Here is a 16,091-nt window from a genome sequence, read left to right as displayed (position 1 = left end):
GCGGATGGCGGATCCGCCGGGGGGACGGGGAGCGGAGCCGCGGGAGGACGGGGTGGGGAAACACGGGCGTCACACGGGTGGGGTTCACTGGGGGGAGACGCCCGACGGGCGCGGGACGGAGGCGCGGCATGGACCTGAACACGATCCAGCGCGTCCGGGTGGTGCGCGAGCGCTCCGAGCTGGCGGGCCGCGGGCCGCGCTCAGCGGTCATCGGAGGCGGCTCCTGGGTGTTCTCCCTCCCCCACGACCACCTCGACGAGCTCCTCGACCTGCAGGGATTCGCGTGGGAGCCGATCGTGCGCACGGACGCCGGGCTCTCGATCGCGGCGACCTGCACGCTCAGCGAGCTCGCCGCGATGCCCGACGCGGGCGACACCGCCCATCCGCTCTTCTTCCAGTGCTGCACGGCCCTGCTGGGCTCCTTCAAGATCTGGAACGTCGCCACTGTCGGCGGCAACATCGCCAACGCCCTGCCCGCAGGACCGATGATCAGCCTCGCCGCCGCGCTCGACGCCACCGCCCTCGTCTGGCGGGCCGACGGCTCGGACGTCGCCGTGCCGGTCGCCGAGCTCGTGACCGGCGACATGACCACTTCCCTGGCCCGGGACGACGTCATCCGCTCGATCGAGTTCCCGCTCTCCTCCCTCCGGGCGCGCACCGCGTTCCGCAAGACGGCGCTCTCCCCTCTCGGACGCTCCGGCGCCGTCGTCATCGGCCGCCTCGACACCGACGGCGCGTTCCTCCTCACGATCACCGCGGCGACCGTCCGGCCGGAGCTGCTCCGCTTCGCCGCCGTTCCCTCCTCGGCCGAGCTCGCCGCGGCCGTCGACGGCGTCGCGACCTGGTTCACCGACCCGCACGGAGCCGCCGACTGGCGCCACGCCGTCGTCCGCATGCTCGCCGAGGAGATCCGCACCGAGCTGACCGGAGGCGCCCGATGAGGTTCACCGTCAACGGAGAGCCGGTCGACGCCTCCCCCCGCCCCGGCCAGGTGCTGCGCACCCTCCTCCGCGACCACGAGCACTTCGAGGTGAAGAAGGGGTGCGACGCCGGTGACTGCGGCGCCTGCTCCGTCCTCGTCGACGGGACGCCGTTCCACTCCTGCCTCTACCCCGCCCACCGCGTCGAGGGGCGCGAGGTGACGACAGCGGCCGGCCTCGGCACGCCCGAGGAGCCGAGCGCGGTGCAGGAGGCGTTCGTCGAGGCCGGCGCGTTCCAGTGCGGCTTCTGCACGGCCGGCATGGTGGTCACGGCCACGGCGCTCGACGGAGTCCGCGCCGAGGACGTGCCGCGGCTGATGAAGGGCAACCTCTGCCGGTGCACGGGCTACCGCCCCATCCGCGAGGCCGTGACGGGCGCCTGCGCGTCCGGGCACGGCGCGCACGCGGCCGAGCCGTCCGGAGCGGATCGCACGGAGGCCCCGGTCCGCGGACGGCACGCGGCCCCGCCGTCGGGTCTCACCCCCGTCCGCCGCACCGGTCGCCCGTCGGCCGAGGAGTCCCGGGTCGGCCGCTCGCTCGGCGCGCCCGCCGGCCGGCGGATCGTCCAGGGCCGCGAGCCGTTCACCCTCGACGTCGCCGTCCCCGGCCTGCTGCACCTGAAGGTCGTCCAGAGCCCGCACGCCCACGCGCGCATCCGCTCGATCGATACGACCGCCGCCCGCGCGATGCGGGGCGTCGTCGCGGTCCTCACCGCCGAGGACGTCCCGGACGTCCTCTACTCCACCGCCCGCCACGAGTCCCGGCTCGACGACCCGGACGACACCCGCATGCTCGACACCGTCGTCCGGTTCCGCGGGCAGCGCGTGGCCGTGGTGGTCGCGGAGTCGGTGGCCGAGGCGGAGGCGGCCTGCCGCGCCGTCGAGGTCGATTACGAGGTGCTGCCCGCCGTCTTCGACCCGGAGGAGGCGCGCTCGGCCGGCGCGCCGCTCCTGCACGCCGACAAGGATCCGATCGCCTCGCGCATCGCCCGGCCGGAGGCGAACGTCGTCGCGGAGCTCCACGGAGAGTACGGGGACGTGGCCGCCGGACTCGCGGAGGCCGACGTGGTCGTCGAGGGCCGGTACTCGACCTCCCGGGTCGCGCACACGGCTCTCGAGACCCACGGCACCATCGGCTGGCTCGAGGGCGGAGAGCTGGTGCTGCGGACCTCGACGCAGGTGCCCTTCCTCGTGCGCGACGAGATCGCGCGCCTGTTCAACCGCGATCCGTCGACCGTCCGCGTCTTCACGGCACGGGTGGGCGGCGGTTTCGGCGGCAAGCAGGAGATCCTGACGGAGGACGTCGTCGCCCTCGCCGTGCTCGCCACCGGCCGGCCCGTGCAGTTCGAGTTCACCCGGAGCGACGAGTTCACGATGGCCCCCTGCCGACACCCGATGCGGGTCGGCGTCACGCTCGGCGCCCGACGCGACGGACGGCTGACCGCCCTCGCCGTGGACGTGCTCTCGGACACCGGCGCCTACGGCAACCACGGACCCGGCGTGATGTTCCACGGCACCTCGGAGTCGGTCGCCGTCTACAGCGCGCCCAGCAAGCGCGTCGACGCGCAGGCCGTCTACACGAACAACCTCCCCTCGGGGGCGTTCCGCGGCTACGGCCTCGGGCAGGTGATCTTCGGCATCGAGTCGGCGATGGACGATCTCGCCCGCGAGCTCGGGATCGACCCGTTCGAGCTGCGGCGGATCAATGCGGTGCGCCCGGGCGAGCCGCTGGTGGTCACGCACGTCGAGGGCGACGACATCGGCTTCGCCTCCTACGGGCTCGACCAGTGCCTCGACCTCACCGAGGCGGCACTGGCCGGCGGCGGCGGCTCCCCCGCCCCCGACGGACCGGGGTGGCGGACAGGGCAGGGCACGGCACTGGCGATGATCGCCACCATCCCCCCGCGGGGCCACTTCTCGGAGGCGACCGTCACCGTCGACGCCGAGGGAGTGCTGACCATCGGCGTCGGCACGGCCGAGTTCGGCAACGGGACGACCACCGTGCACACGCAGCTGGTCGCGAGCGCCTTCCGCGCCTCGGCCGACCGGGTGCGGATCCGCCAGTCCGACACGGACGCGGCCCGCTACGACACCGGAGCGTTCGGCAGCGCCGGCACGGTGGTCGCGGGCAAGGCCGTCCACTCGGCCGCGACGCGCCTCCTCGCCGAGCTGCAGGCGCTCGCCAAGCGGCTGACCGGGCACGACGAGACCTTCGAGCCCGACGACGAGGGCCTGCTCGCTCCGGACGGCACCCGGGTCGCGTTCGCCGATCTGGTCCGTGCGGCCGGCGGACCGGTCACCGCGACCGGGAGCGAGGACGGCGCTCAGCGCTCGCTCGCGTTCAACGTCCAGGGCTTCCGCGTCGCGGTGCACGAGCCGACGGGCGAGGTGCGGATCCTGCAGTCGGTCCAGGCGGCCGACGCCGGCTTCGTGATCAACCCGGCGCAGTGCCGCGGGCAGGTCGAGGGCGGAGTGGCGCAGGCGATCGGCTCGGCGCTGTACGAGGAGGTGATCCTCGACGGCGAGGGCACCGTGACCACGGCGATCCTCCGGAACTACCACATCCCGCAGATGGCGGACGTGCCCGAGACCGAGGTGCTCTTCGCGGACACCGCCGACGAGCTCGGGCCGTTCGGCGCGAAGTCGATGAGCGAGGCGCCCTACAACCCGGTCGCCCCCGCACTCGCCAACGCCGTCCGCGACGCGATCGGCGTGCGGCCGACCGAGCTGCCGCTCTCCCGCGACCGGATCTGGCGGCTCCTGCACCCGGACGCCGCCCCGGTCGCGTCCGTCGAGGCGGAGGCGCCGCCCGGTTGAACGACGACGGGCTGAGCGCCGATCGGCTGCCGCAGCTCAGACGCGCGACGCCAGCTCCGTGCTCGCCCGGGCGACCTCGCGGGCGATCCCGTCCTCGTCCGCGTTCACCAGCCGTCCCTCCCGCACCGTCGGGCGACCCTGCACCAGGAGCAGGCTCAGCGGGGGCTGCGCTCCGAGCGCGAGGGCCGCGACCGGGTCCGCGATGCCCGCGTGCTCGATCCCGTCGATCCGCCAGAGCGCGAGGTCGGCGAGCTTGCCGACCTCGATCGAGCCGATTTCGTCCTGCCGGCCGAGCACCCGGGCCCCGCCGATGGTGGCGACCGAGAGCGCCTGCCGGGCGCTCATCCGGTCGGCGCCGGCGCGCAGGCGGTTCATCAGCACCGCGGCGCGGATCTCGGAGCCGAGCTGACCGGACTCGTTCGACGCCGCGCCGTCCACGCCGAGGCCGACCGGGGCTCCCGCAGCCAGCAGCTGAGGGATCGGCGCGATGCCCGCCGCGAGCCGGCCGTTCGAGGACGGGCAGTGCGCGACTCCGGTGCCCGTGGCCGCGAACTTCGCGATCGCGTCGGCGTCGAGGTGGACGCAGTGCGCCATCCAGACGTCGTCGCCGAGCCAGCCGAGCGACTCCAGGTGGTCGGTGGGCGAGAGGCCGAACGCCTCCCGCGTGTAGGCGTCCTCCTCCACGGTCTCGGAGCCGTGGGTGTGCAGCCGGACCCCGAGCTGACGGGCGAGGACGGCCGACTCGCGCAGCAGGTCGGTGGTCACCGAGAAGGGCGAGCACGGGGCGATCGCGACCCGCACCATCGCGTCGGCGGAGGCGTCGTGGTACCGCTGGACCGCCTCTCCACTGGCCTGCAGCGCGGCCGCCGTGGTCTCGACGGCGAAGTCCGGCGGGAGGCCGCCCCGGGACTCGCCGAGGTCCATCGACCCGCGGGTCGCGTGCAGCCGGAGGCCGAGGGTGCCGGCCGCGTCGACGATGCCGCCGACGATGTCGCCGGAGCCCCGTGGGAAGACGTAGTGGTGGTCGGCGACCGTGCTGCAGCCGGACCGGGCGAGGACGCCCATCGCGCCGAGGGCGGCGGAGCGGGTCAGGTCGGCGTCGATGCGGGACCAGGCGGGGTAGAGCGCGACGAGCCAGTCGAAGAGGATCGAGTCCTGCGCCCAGCCGCGGGTGAGCCACTGGTAGAGGTGGTGGTGCGTGTTGACGAGCCCGGGAGTGAGCAGGTGGCCGCGGCCGTCGACCCGCGTGAGCGCGATCGCCTCCTGCGCCGGCAGGCCCGTCGGGGACCGTCCGTCGAGGGCCCACGCCGGAGGGTCGCCGGCTCCGACGGCGACGATGCGGGAGTCGTCGACGACGACGTGGCCGACGGGGTGCTCGGTCCCGTGCGCGTCGACGGTGGCGACGTGGGCTCCGGTGAGGACGTGGCGCTGCATGCCCCGAGCATGGCAGCGCGGTGTTTCGCGGCCGTTTCCCGCCGGAGTGCGAGCAGGCCGGTGCGATCACGCCGGCGCACGGCCAGGGGAGGACGTGCGGCTCAGCGCGCCGCGTGGATCGGGCCCGAGCGCCCCGCGAGCGGCTCCCCCGACGTCCCGGTGCGCGCGGCGAGCACCTCCGCGAGGATCGACACGGCCGTCTCCTCCGGCGTCGACGCGCCGATGTCCAGGCCGATCGGCGAGTGCAGGCGGGCGAGCGCCTCCTCCGTCACTCCCGCCTCGCGCAGCAGCCGCAGCCGCCGCTCGTGGGTGCGCCGCGATCCCATCGCGCCGACGTAGGCGACCGGGAGCGCGAGCGCGGTCTCGAGCAGCGGGATGTCGAACTTCTCGTCGTGAGTGAGCACCGCGATCACGGTGCGGGAGTCGACCTCGGCGCGGGCGAGGTGGTCGGACGGCCACTCGACGACGACCTCGTCCGCGCCCGGGAAGCGCTCGGCGGTCGCGAACACCGGACGCGCGTCGCAGACGGTCACGCGGTAGCCGAGCAGGGCGCCGGCGGAGCAGAGCGCGGCGGAGAAGTCGACGGCGCCGTAGATCAGCAGGCGCGGCCGCTCGGCGTGCACGACGTAGGCGACCTCGAGCTCGGCCCCCCGGCAGGCGGTCTCGACCGTGGCCGAGCGGCCGGAGGCCAGGCGCGCCTCGCGCTCGGCGAGGATGCGGCGGGCCGTGTCCTCGTCCAGGTGCGGGCCGACGACGTCCTGGAGGCGCGTCGCTCCGGTGAGGACGAGGCCGACCAGCTCCTCCGGGCCGCCGACGACGATCGCCAGCGCGGCCGAGCGGCCGGCGCGGGCGGCGCGCAGCTCGGCGAGGACCGCGGTGCAGCCGGAGTCGACGACCTGGCCGAACACGCGCAGCTGCCCCCCGCAGGACAGGCCGGCGGCGAAGGCCGCCTCGTCGTCGAAGCCGAAGTGCTCGGACGCGCTGCCCGAGGTGCCGAGCACCTCCTGGGCCAGCGCGTACGCCTGCGCCTCGACGCAGCCGCCGGAGATCGAGCCGATCGCGCGCCCCTCCGCGTCCACCGCCATCGAGGAGCCGAGAGCGCGGGGAGCCGAGCCGAAGACGTGCGTGACGGTGACGACGGCGACGCTCCCACCCGCCTCGACGCGCTCGAGCAGGGCGGCGGCGATGTCGAGCACGACGGCCTCCTCTTCTCGGACGGGAGGCGACGGCGCCGGGGCTGCGGGGAGGCCGGGCGGAGCCGCCGACGGGCGCTCACACGCAGGAAACATGCCGAGTATAGGGTCGATCCATGCCTGACGACGCTCCCTTCCTCGACCTCGTGATCCGCGCCTCCGACGTGCTGACCGAGAACGGCCGGCGTCCGGCCAGCATCGCGATCGCCGAGGGCCTGATCGTCGCGGTCGGCGAGCGGGACGCCCCCTGGCGGACCACGGAGGAGATCGTCCTCCCCGATGGCCAGGTCCTGATCCCGGGGATCGTCGACACCCACGTGCACGTCAACGAGCCGGGCCGCACGGAGTGGGAGGGCTTCGCCTCCGCCACCCGCGCGGCCGCCGCCGGGGGCGTCACCACGATCATCGACATGCCGCTGAACTCGTTCCCGCCGACCACGACGGTGGCCGGGCTCGAGGCCAAGCGCGCGGCCGCCGGGCCGCAGGCGCAGGTGGACGTCGGCTTCTGGGGCGGGGCGATCCCCTCGAACCTCGGCACGCTGCGCGAGCTGCACGACGCGGGCGTCTTCGGCTTCAAGTGCTTCCTCTCGCCGAGCGGAGTGGACGAGTTCCCGCACCTGAGCCGGGAGCAGCTCGTCGAGGCGATGCGCGAGATCGCCGCCTTCGACGGACTGCTGATCGTGCACGCCGAGGACCCGGCCGAGCTGGAGGCGAGCGCGCTGGAGCCCGGCGCCTCCTACGGCGCGTTCGTCGACTCCCGCCCGCCCGCCTCCGAGCGCAGCGCGATCCTGCACGTGATCGAGGCCGTCCGCGAGACCGGCTGCCGCGCGCACATCCTGCACCTCTCCTCCGCCGACGCGCTGCCGCTCCTGCGCGAGGCGAAGGCCGAGGGGCTGCCGATCTCCGCCGAGACCTGCCCGCACTACCTCACCTTCGACGCCGGCTCGATCCCCGACGGCGGGACGCAGTTCAAGTGCTGCCCGCCGATCCGCGACGAGCGCAACCGCGAGCTGCTCTGGAAGGGGCTGCTCGACGGGACGATCGACATCATCGCCTCGGACCACTCCCCCGCCACCGCCGAGCTGAAGCTCCCCGCCGGCGGCGACTTCGGCGTCGCCTGGGGCGGGATCTCGGGACTCGAGCTGAGCTTCCGCGCGGTCTGGACCGGGGCCCGCGAGCGGGGCATCCCGCTCGAGCAGGTCGTCGCCTGGATGTCCACGGCGACCGCCGCGTTCGCCGGGCTCGGCCAGAAGGGCCTGCTGCACGCGGGGTCCGACGCAGACCTGGTCGCGTTCGACCCGGAGGCGCAGTGGCGCGTGGACGTCGACGCCCTCTCGCACCGGAACCCCGTCTCGGCCTACGAGGGCCGCGTCCTCCGCGGCGCCGTCGCCGCCACCTGGGTCGGCGGCCGCCGCGTCACCGCCGCGACGGTCCCGCCCGCCGGGCGCCTCCTCAGCCGCCCCTGACCTCGACCCGCCGATGCCCCGCCTCCCTGACGACAGCTCGGGGAGCTCCCCCGCTCACGCCGACCGCCGCCGTGTCATCGGCAGGTTTCGAGCGTGTGAACGGAGGCGGGTCGGAGCCGCGGAGCGGGCGGATCGCACAAGACTCGGAGTCCCGGCGGCGGCTCCTCGGGATGCTCCGCCGGTGCGCGGAGCCCCCGGCAGGCGCGAGGCTGGCAGACGGGCTCGCAGGAGCCGCGAGCAGGACGGGCACCACCGCGTGACCGGGCCCGGCCGCACGGAACGGACAGGAGCGGACATGTCGATCATCCTCGGGGACCACCAGTACGGGAAGGCCGAGAACCGCGTCGTGCGGATCTACCGCGAGACCCCGCGGCACGAGATCCACGACGTCAACGTCTCCACGGCCCTCCGCGGCGACTTCGAGGCCGCGCACCGAGAGGGCGACCAGTCGGCCGTCCTGCCCACGGACACGCAGAAGCAGACGGCGTACGCCTTCGCCAAGGAGAGGGGCCTGCGCTCGATCGAGCCCTACGGCCTCGAGCTGGCCCGCCACTTCGTCGACGGCTACGAGCCCGTCCACGGCGCCCGCATCGAGATCGAGGAGTTCGCCTGGGAGCGCGTGCTGGTGGACGGGCGCGAGCACGACCACACCTGGGTCCGGAAGGGCCAGGAGACGCGGATCGCGTCGGTCACGGTCGAGGGCTCGGGGGACGAGCGGCGGATCTGGATCACCGGCGGCTTCAAGGACCTCACGATCCTGAAGTCCACGGGGAGCGAGTTCCACGGCTTCCTCACCGACCCGTACACGGTCCTGCAGCCGACGAACGACCGGGTGATGGCGACCTCGCTGGTCGCGAGGTGGCGCTTCGCCCTGAGCGAGGACGAGATCGCGGCGATGGACTGGGAGGCGGTCTACGCGGGCGTCAAGGCGCTCATGACGAGCCGCTTCGCGACCGTGCACTCCCTCGCCCTCCAGCAGACGCTCTTCGAGATGGGGAAGGCGGTCCTGGAGGAGTACCCGCAGATCGTCGAGATCCGTCTCTCCGCGCCGAACAAGCACCACTTCGTCTACGACCTCTCGCCCTTCGGCGTCGAGAACGACAACGAGGTCTTCCACGCCGCCGACCGCCCCTACGGGCTGATCCAGGCGAGCGTCACCCGCGACGACGCGCCGCCCGCGGGATCCGCCTGGACCGCCTACACGGGCCTGGTGTGACCGGCGCCGGGGGCGTCCACCGGGGGCACGTGCTGCACGTCGCCGGGGGTGCGACGCTCGCGACCGCGCGGGAGTCGCTGGTGTCGATCCCGGACGGCGCTCTCGCCGTGGACGAGGACGGCACGATCGCCTGGGTCGGTCCGTACCGCGAGCTGCCGGACCGCTTCGCGCTCCTGCCGGTCTCCGGCGACGCCGCGTCGGTCCTGCTGCCCGGCTTCGTCGACGCGCACGTGCACTTCCCCCAGACGTTCTCGACCGACGGCTTCGGCGGCGGCCAGCTGCTCGAGTGGCTCGACCGGACGGTGTTCCCCTCGGAGGCGCGGCTCGCCGACCCGGAGTTCGCCGACGTCGTCGCGCGAGCCTTCACCCGGCGGCGGGTGGCCGCGGGCACGACCGCCGCGATGGTCTTCGGCTCCGCGTTCCCGGCCGCGCAGGACGCCCTCTTCGAGCGCACCCGCGAGGCGGGGCTGCGGATCGTGTCGGGGCGCGGGATCCAGACCACGGGCCCGGCCTCGGCGGCGCCCCTGATCACCTCGGAGGAGGAGGCGCTGACGCTCGCGTCGGAGGAGATCGACCGCTGGCACGGGAGGAACCCGCTCCTGCAGGTCGCGCTCGTCCCGCGGTTCTCGCTGTCCGTCACTCCCCGGACCCTCGGAGCGCTCGGCGACCTCTACGACGACGTCCGCGGACGCGGCGTCTACGTGCACAGCCACCTCAACGAGAACGACCGGCCCGGCGACGGCGAGATCGCCGCCGTGCTCGGCTCGTACGGCACCCGCAGCTACCTCGACACCTACGACGGGCTCTTCCTGCCCGGCTCCGCGCGCGGCGGCTCCTCCCTCCTCGGGCCGCGCACGATCCTCGCTCACGCCGTGCACTGCCAGGACGCGGAGCTGCACCGGATGGAGGAGACCGGCACCTCGATCGCCCACTGCCCGACCTCGCAGCAGTTCCTCGGCTCCGGCACCATGCCCTGGCGCCGGACCGTCGCCTCGGGGGTCACCGTCGCCCTCGGTTCGGACGTGGGCGCGGGCGACGAGTGGCTGCTGGCGCGAGTGGCGAACGACGCCTTCAAGGTGCACCTCTCGGAGCCCGGCGACGCGGCCGTCGCCCTGCATCCGGCCGAGCTCCTGTTCACGGCGACGCTCGCCGGCGCGCGGGCGCTCGACCAGGAGGAGCGGTTCGGCAGCCTCGACCCCGGGAAGGACGCGGACTTCCTCCGCATCGAGCCCGACCGGTGGGAGCCGCTCGCCGACGTCCTCGCCCACGGGATCCGCGCGGACGACGAGGAGGAGGCGACGGCCCAGCTGCTCTTCGCCCTGCTGATGACCCTGCGCGAGCCGGCGATCGCCGCGGTGCACGTCCGGGGCAGGCGGATCGTGGCTCCGGAGTGACGGGGCCGGCCCGGGAAGCGCGGTGCGGACCGCGCGCACCCGGCCGTCAGCGCAGGCGCAGCGCCAGGAACAGGTCGGCGCGGTCCGCGGTGTCCGACAGGTCGCGCTGCGTCAGCTCCTCCACCCTCGCGATGCGGTACCGCACCGTGTTCAGGTGCAGGTGCGTCTGCTCCGCCGTGCGCACCCACGAGCCGCCGCAGTCGAGGAACGCCGCGAGCGTGGCGACCAGCTGCGAGCCGTAGCGCGCGTCGTGCTCGACGAGCCGCCCGAGCACCAGCTCGACGAACACTGAGCGCAGGTGGTCGGGGACCGCGCTCAGCAGCTGCACGGCGGAGGTGACCTCCCCGGAGTCGCTGACCCGCACCGGAGCGTCGTCGCCCGAAGAGCCCGGCAGCAGCATCCCGTAGCGTGCCGAGCGGAGGGCGCCGCCGAGCGCGGGCAGCGGAGTCGCGGCGCTCGTCCCGACGCGCAGCACGGCGCCCGGCCACGCGGCTCCCGCTCGTCGCAGCGCCGAGGTGACGACGGCGAGCGGATCCGCGCCGGTGGGGATCGCATCGGTCGCCTCGGTGGGCAGCACCGCCACCGCGCAGCCCTCGGCGTCGCGTCCGACCACGGCGCGGCCCAGGTGCGCGGCGGCGTCGACCAGGACACGGCGCGCCAGGTCCGGGGGCGCGTCGCCCTCGAACTCGGCGGCGACCACGGCGCACCGCCCGGCGCCGCCGAGTCCGAGCTGCCGCAGGTACACCGCGGCCTCGGGCTGCTCGCTGTCCTCCTCCACGAGCTCGAGCAGGCGGTCGGCGAGAGCGGAGTCGGCCGAGAGCGCCGCCTCCCGCTGCAGCCGGTAGACCCCCACGACTCCGGCGAGCTCGGTCACGGCGTCCAGCACTGCGGCGGGCCAGTCGTTCCAGTCGCCCACGACGACGACCAGCCAGGAGGTGGCGCGGTGCTCGCCCGCTCCGGCGACGGTGAGGACCGACAGGGCGCCGCCGCGGGCGTCCGTTACCACGACCGGGCTGCGCCGGGCCGTGAGCGCCGCGTGCACGACCCGTTCGATCTCCCCCAGGCCCAGGGGCGAGGCGGAGGCCGCGGTCCGGCCGGTGGCGGTCAGCACCGACACGGGGAGTCCGAGCTCGCGCGAGGTGCGCGTGACGAGCTCGTCGAGCTGCTGCCCCCGGTAGACCTCGGTCAGCAGCTCCCGCTGGCGGGCGAGGGCGGCCGTCAGCCGGGCCACGCGGTCGCCGGCGAGGGCGTTCGACAGGTGCGCCGTGATCGCGCCGAACGACACATCGGCCGGCACGGCGATCAGCGGGACGTCGTGCTCGCGGCAGGCGACGACGAGGTCGTCCGGCACGAAGCCCAGCAGCCCCTCGCCGGCGAGCAGAGCGCTGGCACCGGAGTCCGCGACCGCGCCGACGAAGGCCGCGCTGTCCCGGGCGTCCCGACGCCAGACCAGACCTGTCAGCACCAGCTGGTCGCGCGAGATGTAGCGGCGCGGATCGAGGAGGTCGGTCGTGAAGATGCCGTCGACCGGCCGGGCGAGCGCCCCGTCGCCGGCGACCAGCACGCGTAGCCGCAGCTGCGGCGCGTCGAGGACGTCCTGCAGCTGCATCAGCTGCCCCGGTAGGTCGAGTAGGCGAAGGGGCTGAGCAGGAGCGGGATGTGGAAGTGCGCCTCCTCGTCGTCGAGGCGGAAGGCGACGACGACCTCGGGGTAGAACGACTCGGTGCCCGAGGCGGCGAACCAGGCGCCGGTGTCGAAGACGACCCGGTGCACCCCGGCGGCCAGGCGCTCCGGCCCGAAGGCCGCCACACGGCCGTCGTCGTCGGTGCGGGCCTCGGCGAGCCGCGCCCAGCCGGAGCCGACGCGGGCGTCGAGAGCCACCGGGACGCCGCGTGCGGGGCGGCCGCGGACGGCGTCGAGCACGTGGGTGGTGACGCGGCTGGCGTGCCCGCTCATCGTGCGGCCTCCGCCCGGACGAGGCGCCCGTCGTCGAGGCCGCGGACGCGCAGCACCGTGATCTCCCGCAGCTGCTCCGCGACGATGCGGGCCTCCGTCTCGTCGTCGAGCCCGAGCCTCCGCTCCAGCTCCGCGACGACCTCGGCCCGGTCGCGGCCGGCCGCGCGGAGGAGGAACACGCGCCCGAACCGCTCCTCGTAGGCGCGGTTGCCGGCCAGCAGCCGCCGGGTCAGCTCCTCGTCGCCCGTGCGGCTCGCCGCCTGCTCCGCGGCCGAGAACGCGGAGGAGCGCCCCGCGCCCGCGTGCCGCTCGCCGATCCGGGGGTGGTCGGCCAGCGCCGCCTCCACCTCCTCCTCGGTGAGCGTGCGCGCGGCCCGCTCGGCCGCGTCGGCGAGCGCGTCGGCCGACGGGTAGGGCGCGCCGGAGGCGACCTCGTCGGCCCAGCGGGGGACGGAGAGGCACGCGAGCAGCACGTCGCGGGCGGTCTCGGATCGGGTGTCGGTCATGCGGTCTCCTTCGTCCGGCGGAGCAGGGGCTCGGCCTGCGGCACGATGGTCGGATGGATCTGGTCGGGAGTCGGGACCTCGTCGGGCTGGTGCTCGCGGCGGGTGCGGGGCGCCGGGCGGGCGGCCCGAAGGCGCTGCGGTGCGACGCGGCGGGAGTTCCCTGGGTGGAGCGGGCCGTCGAGAGGCTCCGCGCGGTGGGCTGCGAGCGGGTGCTCGTGGTCCTGGGCGCGGAGGCCGGACGGGCGCGCCTCCTGGTGCCGCCGTCCGCGGACGTGGTCGTCTCGGCGGAGTGGGAGAGCGGCCTCTCGGCGTCGCTCCGCGCGGGTCTCGCCGCGGCCGAGGGCGTCGCCGCGCTGGTCGCCCTGGTCGACCTGCCCGAGGAGCCGCCGAGCGTGGGGGCCCGGCTGCTCGCGGAGGCGCCGGTCGCGCCGGACGTGCTCGCCCGCGCGGTCTTCCGCGGTCGGCCCGGTCATCCGGTGCTGCTGGGACGGGACCACTGGCCGGAGCTCCTCGAGGGCGTGCACGGCGACTCCGGCGCGCGCGACCTGCTCCGCGCGAGGGGCGCGCGCGGGGTGGAGTGCGGCGATCTGTGGTCGGGAGCCGACCGCGACGGGCCGGACTGAGCGGTTCACGCCAGGCCCGCGTCGTCGAGGGCGGCGGCCAGCGCCCGCCAGGCCAGCGTCGCGCAGACGGAGCGGACGGGGTTGCCCGCCACCGCGAGCAGCGCCTGCTCCTCGCCTGCGAGTGCACCCTCCCGGTGCGCCATCGCCGCGAGGAACGCGTCGATCCGCTCCCGCATGTCCGACGCCGGCAGCCCGTCGAGACCGTCCGCGAGCAGCGACGCGGATCCCCGCGAGACCTCGCACCCCCGCCCGCTCCAGGCGAGGCGCACCTGCTCCGCGCCGCCGTCGACGCGCAGCTCGATCCGGTCGCCGCAGGTGGGGGTGATCAGCTCGGCCCGGCCGAGGGCCGGAGTCGGGTCGGCCTGCCCGACGGGGTCCTTGGCGTGCGCGCGGATCAGCTCCGCCGCCTCGCTCACGGCCGGTCCTCCAGCTCGGCGAGCTCCGCGTAGGCCGTGCTGATCCCGGCGATCCGCTCGCGCGACTCCCTCGGCGACGCCCCGAGCACTCCGGAGGCCACGAGCGCGACCGCGCTCATCGCCGATGCGTAGCTGTCCAGCGCCGTGCCGCTGTCGACCGGGCACTCCAGCCAGACCGCCGCGTGCTCCGCGTAGCGCCGGGCGGGCGGATCCGCGAGGAGCACCACGGGCACCTCGCGCGCGGCGAGCGTCCCGATCAGGGCGGCGAAGGAGGCGGGGCGGCGGCGGAAGCCGACCAGCACGACGACGTCCTCGGCTCCGAGCCCCTCGAGCTCCTCACCGAGCGACTGGCCGGGCTGCGGGGCGATCCGGACGCGTCCGCGCGCCTGCGCGAGCTGCTGGCGCAGGTGCAGCGCCACCGGGTAGCTGTTGCGCAGTCCGATCACGACGACCTCGCGTGCTCCCGCGATCAGCCGCACCGCCTCTCCCAGCCGCCCGTCGCCGAACGCGGCGGCCAGCCGGGCCAGGTTCGCCCGCTCGCTCTCGAGGTGCGCGGCGAGCGGATCCCCCTGTCCCTGCGCGGGACCGACCGGCACACCGGAGGACCGCAGCGCCCGGGCGTGCTCGCGCACCTCCTGCGAGTTCGAGAACCCCAGGCGGCGGAACAGCCGCGAGACCGTGGCCTTGGACACTCCGCTGTGCTGGGCGAGCTCGGTCGCCGTGTAGACGGCCAGGTCGCCGAGGTGGTCGAGGATGAAGTCGGCCGCCCGCTGCTCCTGCCGCGACAGCGCGGCGTAGCCGGCATCGATGCGGTGACCGATGCTCGTCGAGGGGGCCGGGGCGGGGGTCACGCGGTCGGCGTCCCGTCGGCGAGCGCCAGCACGGCCGCCTCGAACGCGTCGAGCGCGGTCGCGACGTCGGCCTCGGTCACGTTCTCGTCCGGGTGGTGGCTGACGCCGCCCTCGCAGCGGAGGAAGAGCATCGCGTACTCGGCGAGGTCGGCGACCGCCATCGCGTCGTGGCCGGCCTTGGAGAACAGCACCATCGGCTCCGCGTCCCCGGTCGCGCGGATGCCCGCGCGCACGACGTCCTGCAGCCGAGAGGAGGCGACGACCGCGGGGGCCGAATGGGTCTCCTCCACCGTCAGCGCGAGACGGCGGCGCGACGCCGACTCCGACATCGCGTGCTCGATGGCGTCCCACGCCGTGTCGCGCTGGGCGTCGGTCTCGGCGCGGAGGTCGAGGCTGAACTCGACCCGGCCGGGGATGACGTTGACCGCGCCCGGGAAGGTCTCGAGCCGGCCGACCGTGGCGATCACGCCCTGCTCCCGCGCGATGCGCTCCACCGCGAGCACGGCCTCGGCCGCCCCGGTGAGCGCGTCGCGGCGGCGGTCGAGCGGGACCCCGCCCGCGTGCCCGGCCTTGCCGGTGAGGGTGAGTGCGAAGCGGCGGGCGCCCGCTATCGAGGAGACCACGGCGAGGGCGCGGTCCGCCTCCTCCAGGTAGGGGCCCTGCTCGATGTGCGCCTCGAGGTAGGCGAGAACGTCCTGCGCGTCGCGCGCGGCGGTGCGGATGCGCGAGGGGTCCAGCCCGAACTTGTGGAACGCCTCGACGAGCGTCGTCCCGTCGGCGTCCTCGAGCTCCCACCAGTGCTCGTCCCAGGTGCCGGCGAGGGCGCGGGAGCCGAGGAGCGCTGTGCCGAAGCGGGTGCCCTCCTCGTCGCCGAACGCGACGACCTCGACGGCGAACGGCAGGCGCCGGCCCGCCCCCTGCAGGCGCGACACCACGGCGATCGCGAGCATCACGCCGAGGATCCCGTCGTAGCGGCCCGCGTCGGGCACCGTGTCGAGGTGCGAGCCGAGCAGGAGCGCCGGGAGTCCCGGAGTCGCGCCCTCGTAGCGGCCGCACTGGTTACCGGCCGCGTCCTGCCAGGTGCGCATGCCCGCCTCGGTCATCCAGCGCGCGGCCATCGCGTTCACCCGGGCGTGCTCGGGCGAGAGGTAGACCCGCTCGATGCCGTCGCGGCTGGAGGAGACCGCGGCGAGCTCGTCGCAGCGGGCCATGATCGCGGCGGCGTCGAGGGGGTCTACCT

General features: G+C 75.1%; 14 protein-coding genes. 6 read left to right on the top strand and 8 right to left on the bottom strand.

Features of this window, described 5'->3' with window-relative positions; genetic code table 11:
* Nucleotides 1–128: 128 nt before the first annotated feature.
* The gene (locus C5D36_RS16150; RefSeq protein WP_104296267.1) at nucleotides 129–941 is read left to right on the top strand and encodes an FAD binding domain-containing protein; all 813 of its coding nucleotides are present in this window, start codon (nucleotides 129–131) and stop codon (nucleotides 939–941) included.
* Nucleotides 938–3,796, top strand: coding sequence for a molybdopterin cofactor-binding domain-containing protein (locus tag C5D36_RS16145; RefSeq protein ID WP_104296266.1), 2,859 nt, complete (start codon nucleotides 938–940; stop codon nucleotides 3,794–3,796). The genes C5D36_RS16150 and C5D36_RS16145 overlap by 4 nt, the downstream gene beginning before the upstream one ends.
* Nucleotides 3,797–3,832: 36 nt before the next feature.
* On the opposite strand, the gene C5D36_RS16140 is transcribed toward C5D36_RS16145, so the two are convergent.
* Entirely contained in the window at nucleotides 3,833–5,230 is a 1,398-nt protein-coding gene (locus C5D36_RS16140; RefSeq protein WP_104296265.1) for an 8-oxoguanine deaminase, read from the bottom strand.
* A gap of 101 nt (nucleotides 5,231–5,331) precedes the next feature.
* On the bottom strand, nucleotides 5,332–6,426 hold the full coding sequence (locus C5D36_RS16135) for an XdhC family protein (RefSeq protein WP_258062973.1): 1,095 nt from the start codon (nucleotides 6,424–6,426) through the stop codon (nucleotides 5,332–5,334).
* Nucleotides 6,427–6,539: 113 nt separating this feature from the next.
* Between C5D36_RS16135 and allB the strand changes: the two genes are divergently transcribed.
* The 3 genes from allB (at nucleotide 6,540) to C5D36_RS16120 (ending at nucleotide 10,499) form a co-directional block, all read left to right on the top strand.
* Nucleotides 6,540–7,889, top strand: coding sequence for an allantoinase AllB (allB, locus tag C5D36_RS16130; protein ID WP_104296263.1), 1,350 nt, complete (start codon nucleotides 6,540–6,542; stop codon nucleotides 7,887–7,889).
* 295 nt (nucleotides 7,890–8,184) lie between these two features.
* Nucleotides 8,185–9,105 (top strand): factor-independent urate hydroxylase, encoded by a 921-nt coding sequence (gene pucL, locus C5D36_RS16125; protein ID WP_104296262.1) that lies wholly within the window; start codon nucleotides 8,185–8,187, stop codon nucleotides 9,103–9,105.
* Entirely contained in the window at nucleotides 9,102–10,499 is a 1,398-nt protein-coding gene (locus tag C5D36_RS16120) for an amidohydrolase family protein (RefSeq protein WP_104296261.1), read from the top strand. The genes pucL and C5D36_RS16120 overlap by 4 nt, the downstream gene beginning before the upstream one ends.
* A gap of 46 nt (nucleotides 10,500–10,545) precedes the next feature.
* On the opposite strand, the gene C5D36_RS16115 is transcribed toward C5D36_RS16120, so the two are convergent.
* The 3 genes from C5D36_RS16115 to uraD are packed head-to-tail and all read right to left on the bottom strand — an operon-like array spanning nucleotide 10,546 to nucleotide 12,961.
* Nucleotides 10,546–12,108, bottom strand: coding sequence for a PucR family transcriptional regulator (locus C5D36_RS16115; protein ID WP_104296260.1), 1,563 nt, complete (start codon nucleotides 12,106–12,108; stop codon nucleotides 10,546–10,548).
* The gene (uraH, locus tag C5D36_RS16110; protein WP_104296259.1) at nucleotides 12,108–12,455 is read right to left on the bottom strand and encodes a hydroxyisourate hydrolase; all 348 of its coding nucleotides are present in this window, start codon (nucleotides 12,453–12,455) and stop codon (nucleotides 12,108–12,110) included. Before uraH ends, C5D36_RS16115 begins: the two co-directional genes overlap by 1 nt.
* Complete coding sequence (uraD, locus tag C5D36_RS16105) at nucleotides 12,452–12,961, bottom strand: 2-oxo-4-hydroxy-4-carboxy-5-ureidoimidazoline decarboxylase (protein WP_104296258.1); 510 nt, start codon at nucleotides 12,959–12,961, stop codon at nucleotides 12,452–12,454. The genes uraH and uraD overlap by 4 nt, the downstream gene beginning before the upstream one ends.
* 53 nt (nucleotides 12,962–13,014) lie before the next feature.
* On the opposite strand from uraD, the gene C5D36_RS16100 reads away from it, so the two are divergent.
* Nucleotides 13,015–13,584, top strand: coding sequence for an NTP transferase domain-containing protein (locus tag C5D36_RS16100; RefSeq protein WP_104296257.1), 570 nt, complete (start codon nucleotides 13,015–13,017; stop codon nucleotides 13,582–13,584).
* 5 nt (nucleotides 13,585–13,589) lie between these two features.
* Here the strand turns inward: C5D36_RS16100 and C5D36_RS16095 are convergent, their stop codons facing one another.
* The 3 genes from C5D36_RS16095 to C5D36_RS16085 are packed head-to-tail and all read right to left on the bottom strand — an operon-like array spanning nucleotide 13,590 to nucleotide 16,065.
* Nucleotides 13,590–14,000, bottom strand: coding sequence for an iron-sulfur cluster assembly scaffold protein (locus C5D36_RS16095; protein ID WP_104223491.1), 411 nt, complete (start codon nucleotides 13,998–14,000; stop codon nucleotides 13,590–13,592).
* Complete coding sequence (locus C5D36_RS16090) at nucleotides 13,997–14,851, bottom strand: MurR/RpiR family transcriptional regulator (RefSeq protein ID WP_219812613.1); 855 nt, start codon at nucleotides 14,849–14,851, stop codon at nucleotides 13,997–13,999. Before C5D36_RS16090 ends, C5D36_RS16095 begins: the two co-directional genes overlap by 4 nt.
* On the bottom strand, nucleotides 14,848–16,065 hold the full coding sequence (locus C5D36_RS16085) for an allantoate amidohydrolase (RefSeq protein ID WP_374953783.1): 1,218 nt from the start codon (nucleotides 16,063–16,065) through the stop codon (nucleotides 14,848–14,850). Before C5D36_RS16085 ends, C5D36_RS16090 begins: the two co-directional genes overlap by 4 nt.
* Nucleotides 16,066–16,091: the final 26 nt, after the last annotated feature.

The organism is Rathayibacter sp. AY1C6, from assembly GCF_002931535.1.
Taxonomy (GTDB): domain Bacteria; phylum Actinomycetota; class Actinomycetes; order Actinomycetales; family Microbacteriaceae; genus Rathayibacter.
Note: the sequence above shows the minus strand (reverse complement) of the source record. Positions and strands in the feature narration are given on the sequence as shown.

Excerpts from the sequence above, each read along its gene's own strand:
- C5D36_RS16145 (WP_104296266.1), top strand. The coding sequence starts at position 938 with ATGAGGTTCACCGTCAACGGAGAGCCGGTCGACGCCTCCCCCCGCCCC.
- pucL (WP_104296262.1), top strand. The coding sequence starts at position 8,185 with ATGTCGATCATCCTCGGGGACCACCAGTACGGGAAGGCCGAGAACCGC.
- uraD (WP_104296258.1), bottom strand. The coding sequence starts at position 12,961 with ATGACCGACACCCGATCCGAGACCGCCCGCGACGTGCTGCTCGCGTGC.
- C5D36_RS16115 (WP_104296260.1), bottom strand. The coding sequence starts at position 12,108 with ATGCAGCTGCAGGACGTCCTCGACGCGCCGCAGCTGCGGCTACGCGTG.
- allB (WP_104296263.1), top strand. The coding sequence starts at position 6,540 with ATGCCTGACGACGCTCCCTTCCTCGACCTCGTGATCCGCGCCTCCGAC.
- C5D36_RS16100 (WP_104296257.1), top strand. The coding sequence starts at position 13,015 with ATGGATCTGGTCGGGAGTCGGGACCTCGTCGGGCTGGTGCTCGCGGCG.
- C5D36_RS16140 (WP_104296265.1), bottom strand. The coding sequence starts at position 5,230 with ATGCAGCGCCACGTCCTCACCGGAGCCCACGTCGCCACCGTCGACGCG.
- uraH (WP_104296259.1), bottom strand. The coding sequence starts at position 12,455 with ATGAGCGGGCACGCCAGCCGCGTCACCACCCACGTGCTCGACGCCGTC.
- C5D36_RS16150 (WP_104296267.1), top strand. The coding sequence starts at position 129 with ATGGACCTGAACACGATCCAGCGCGTCCGGGTGGTGCGCGAGCGCTCC.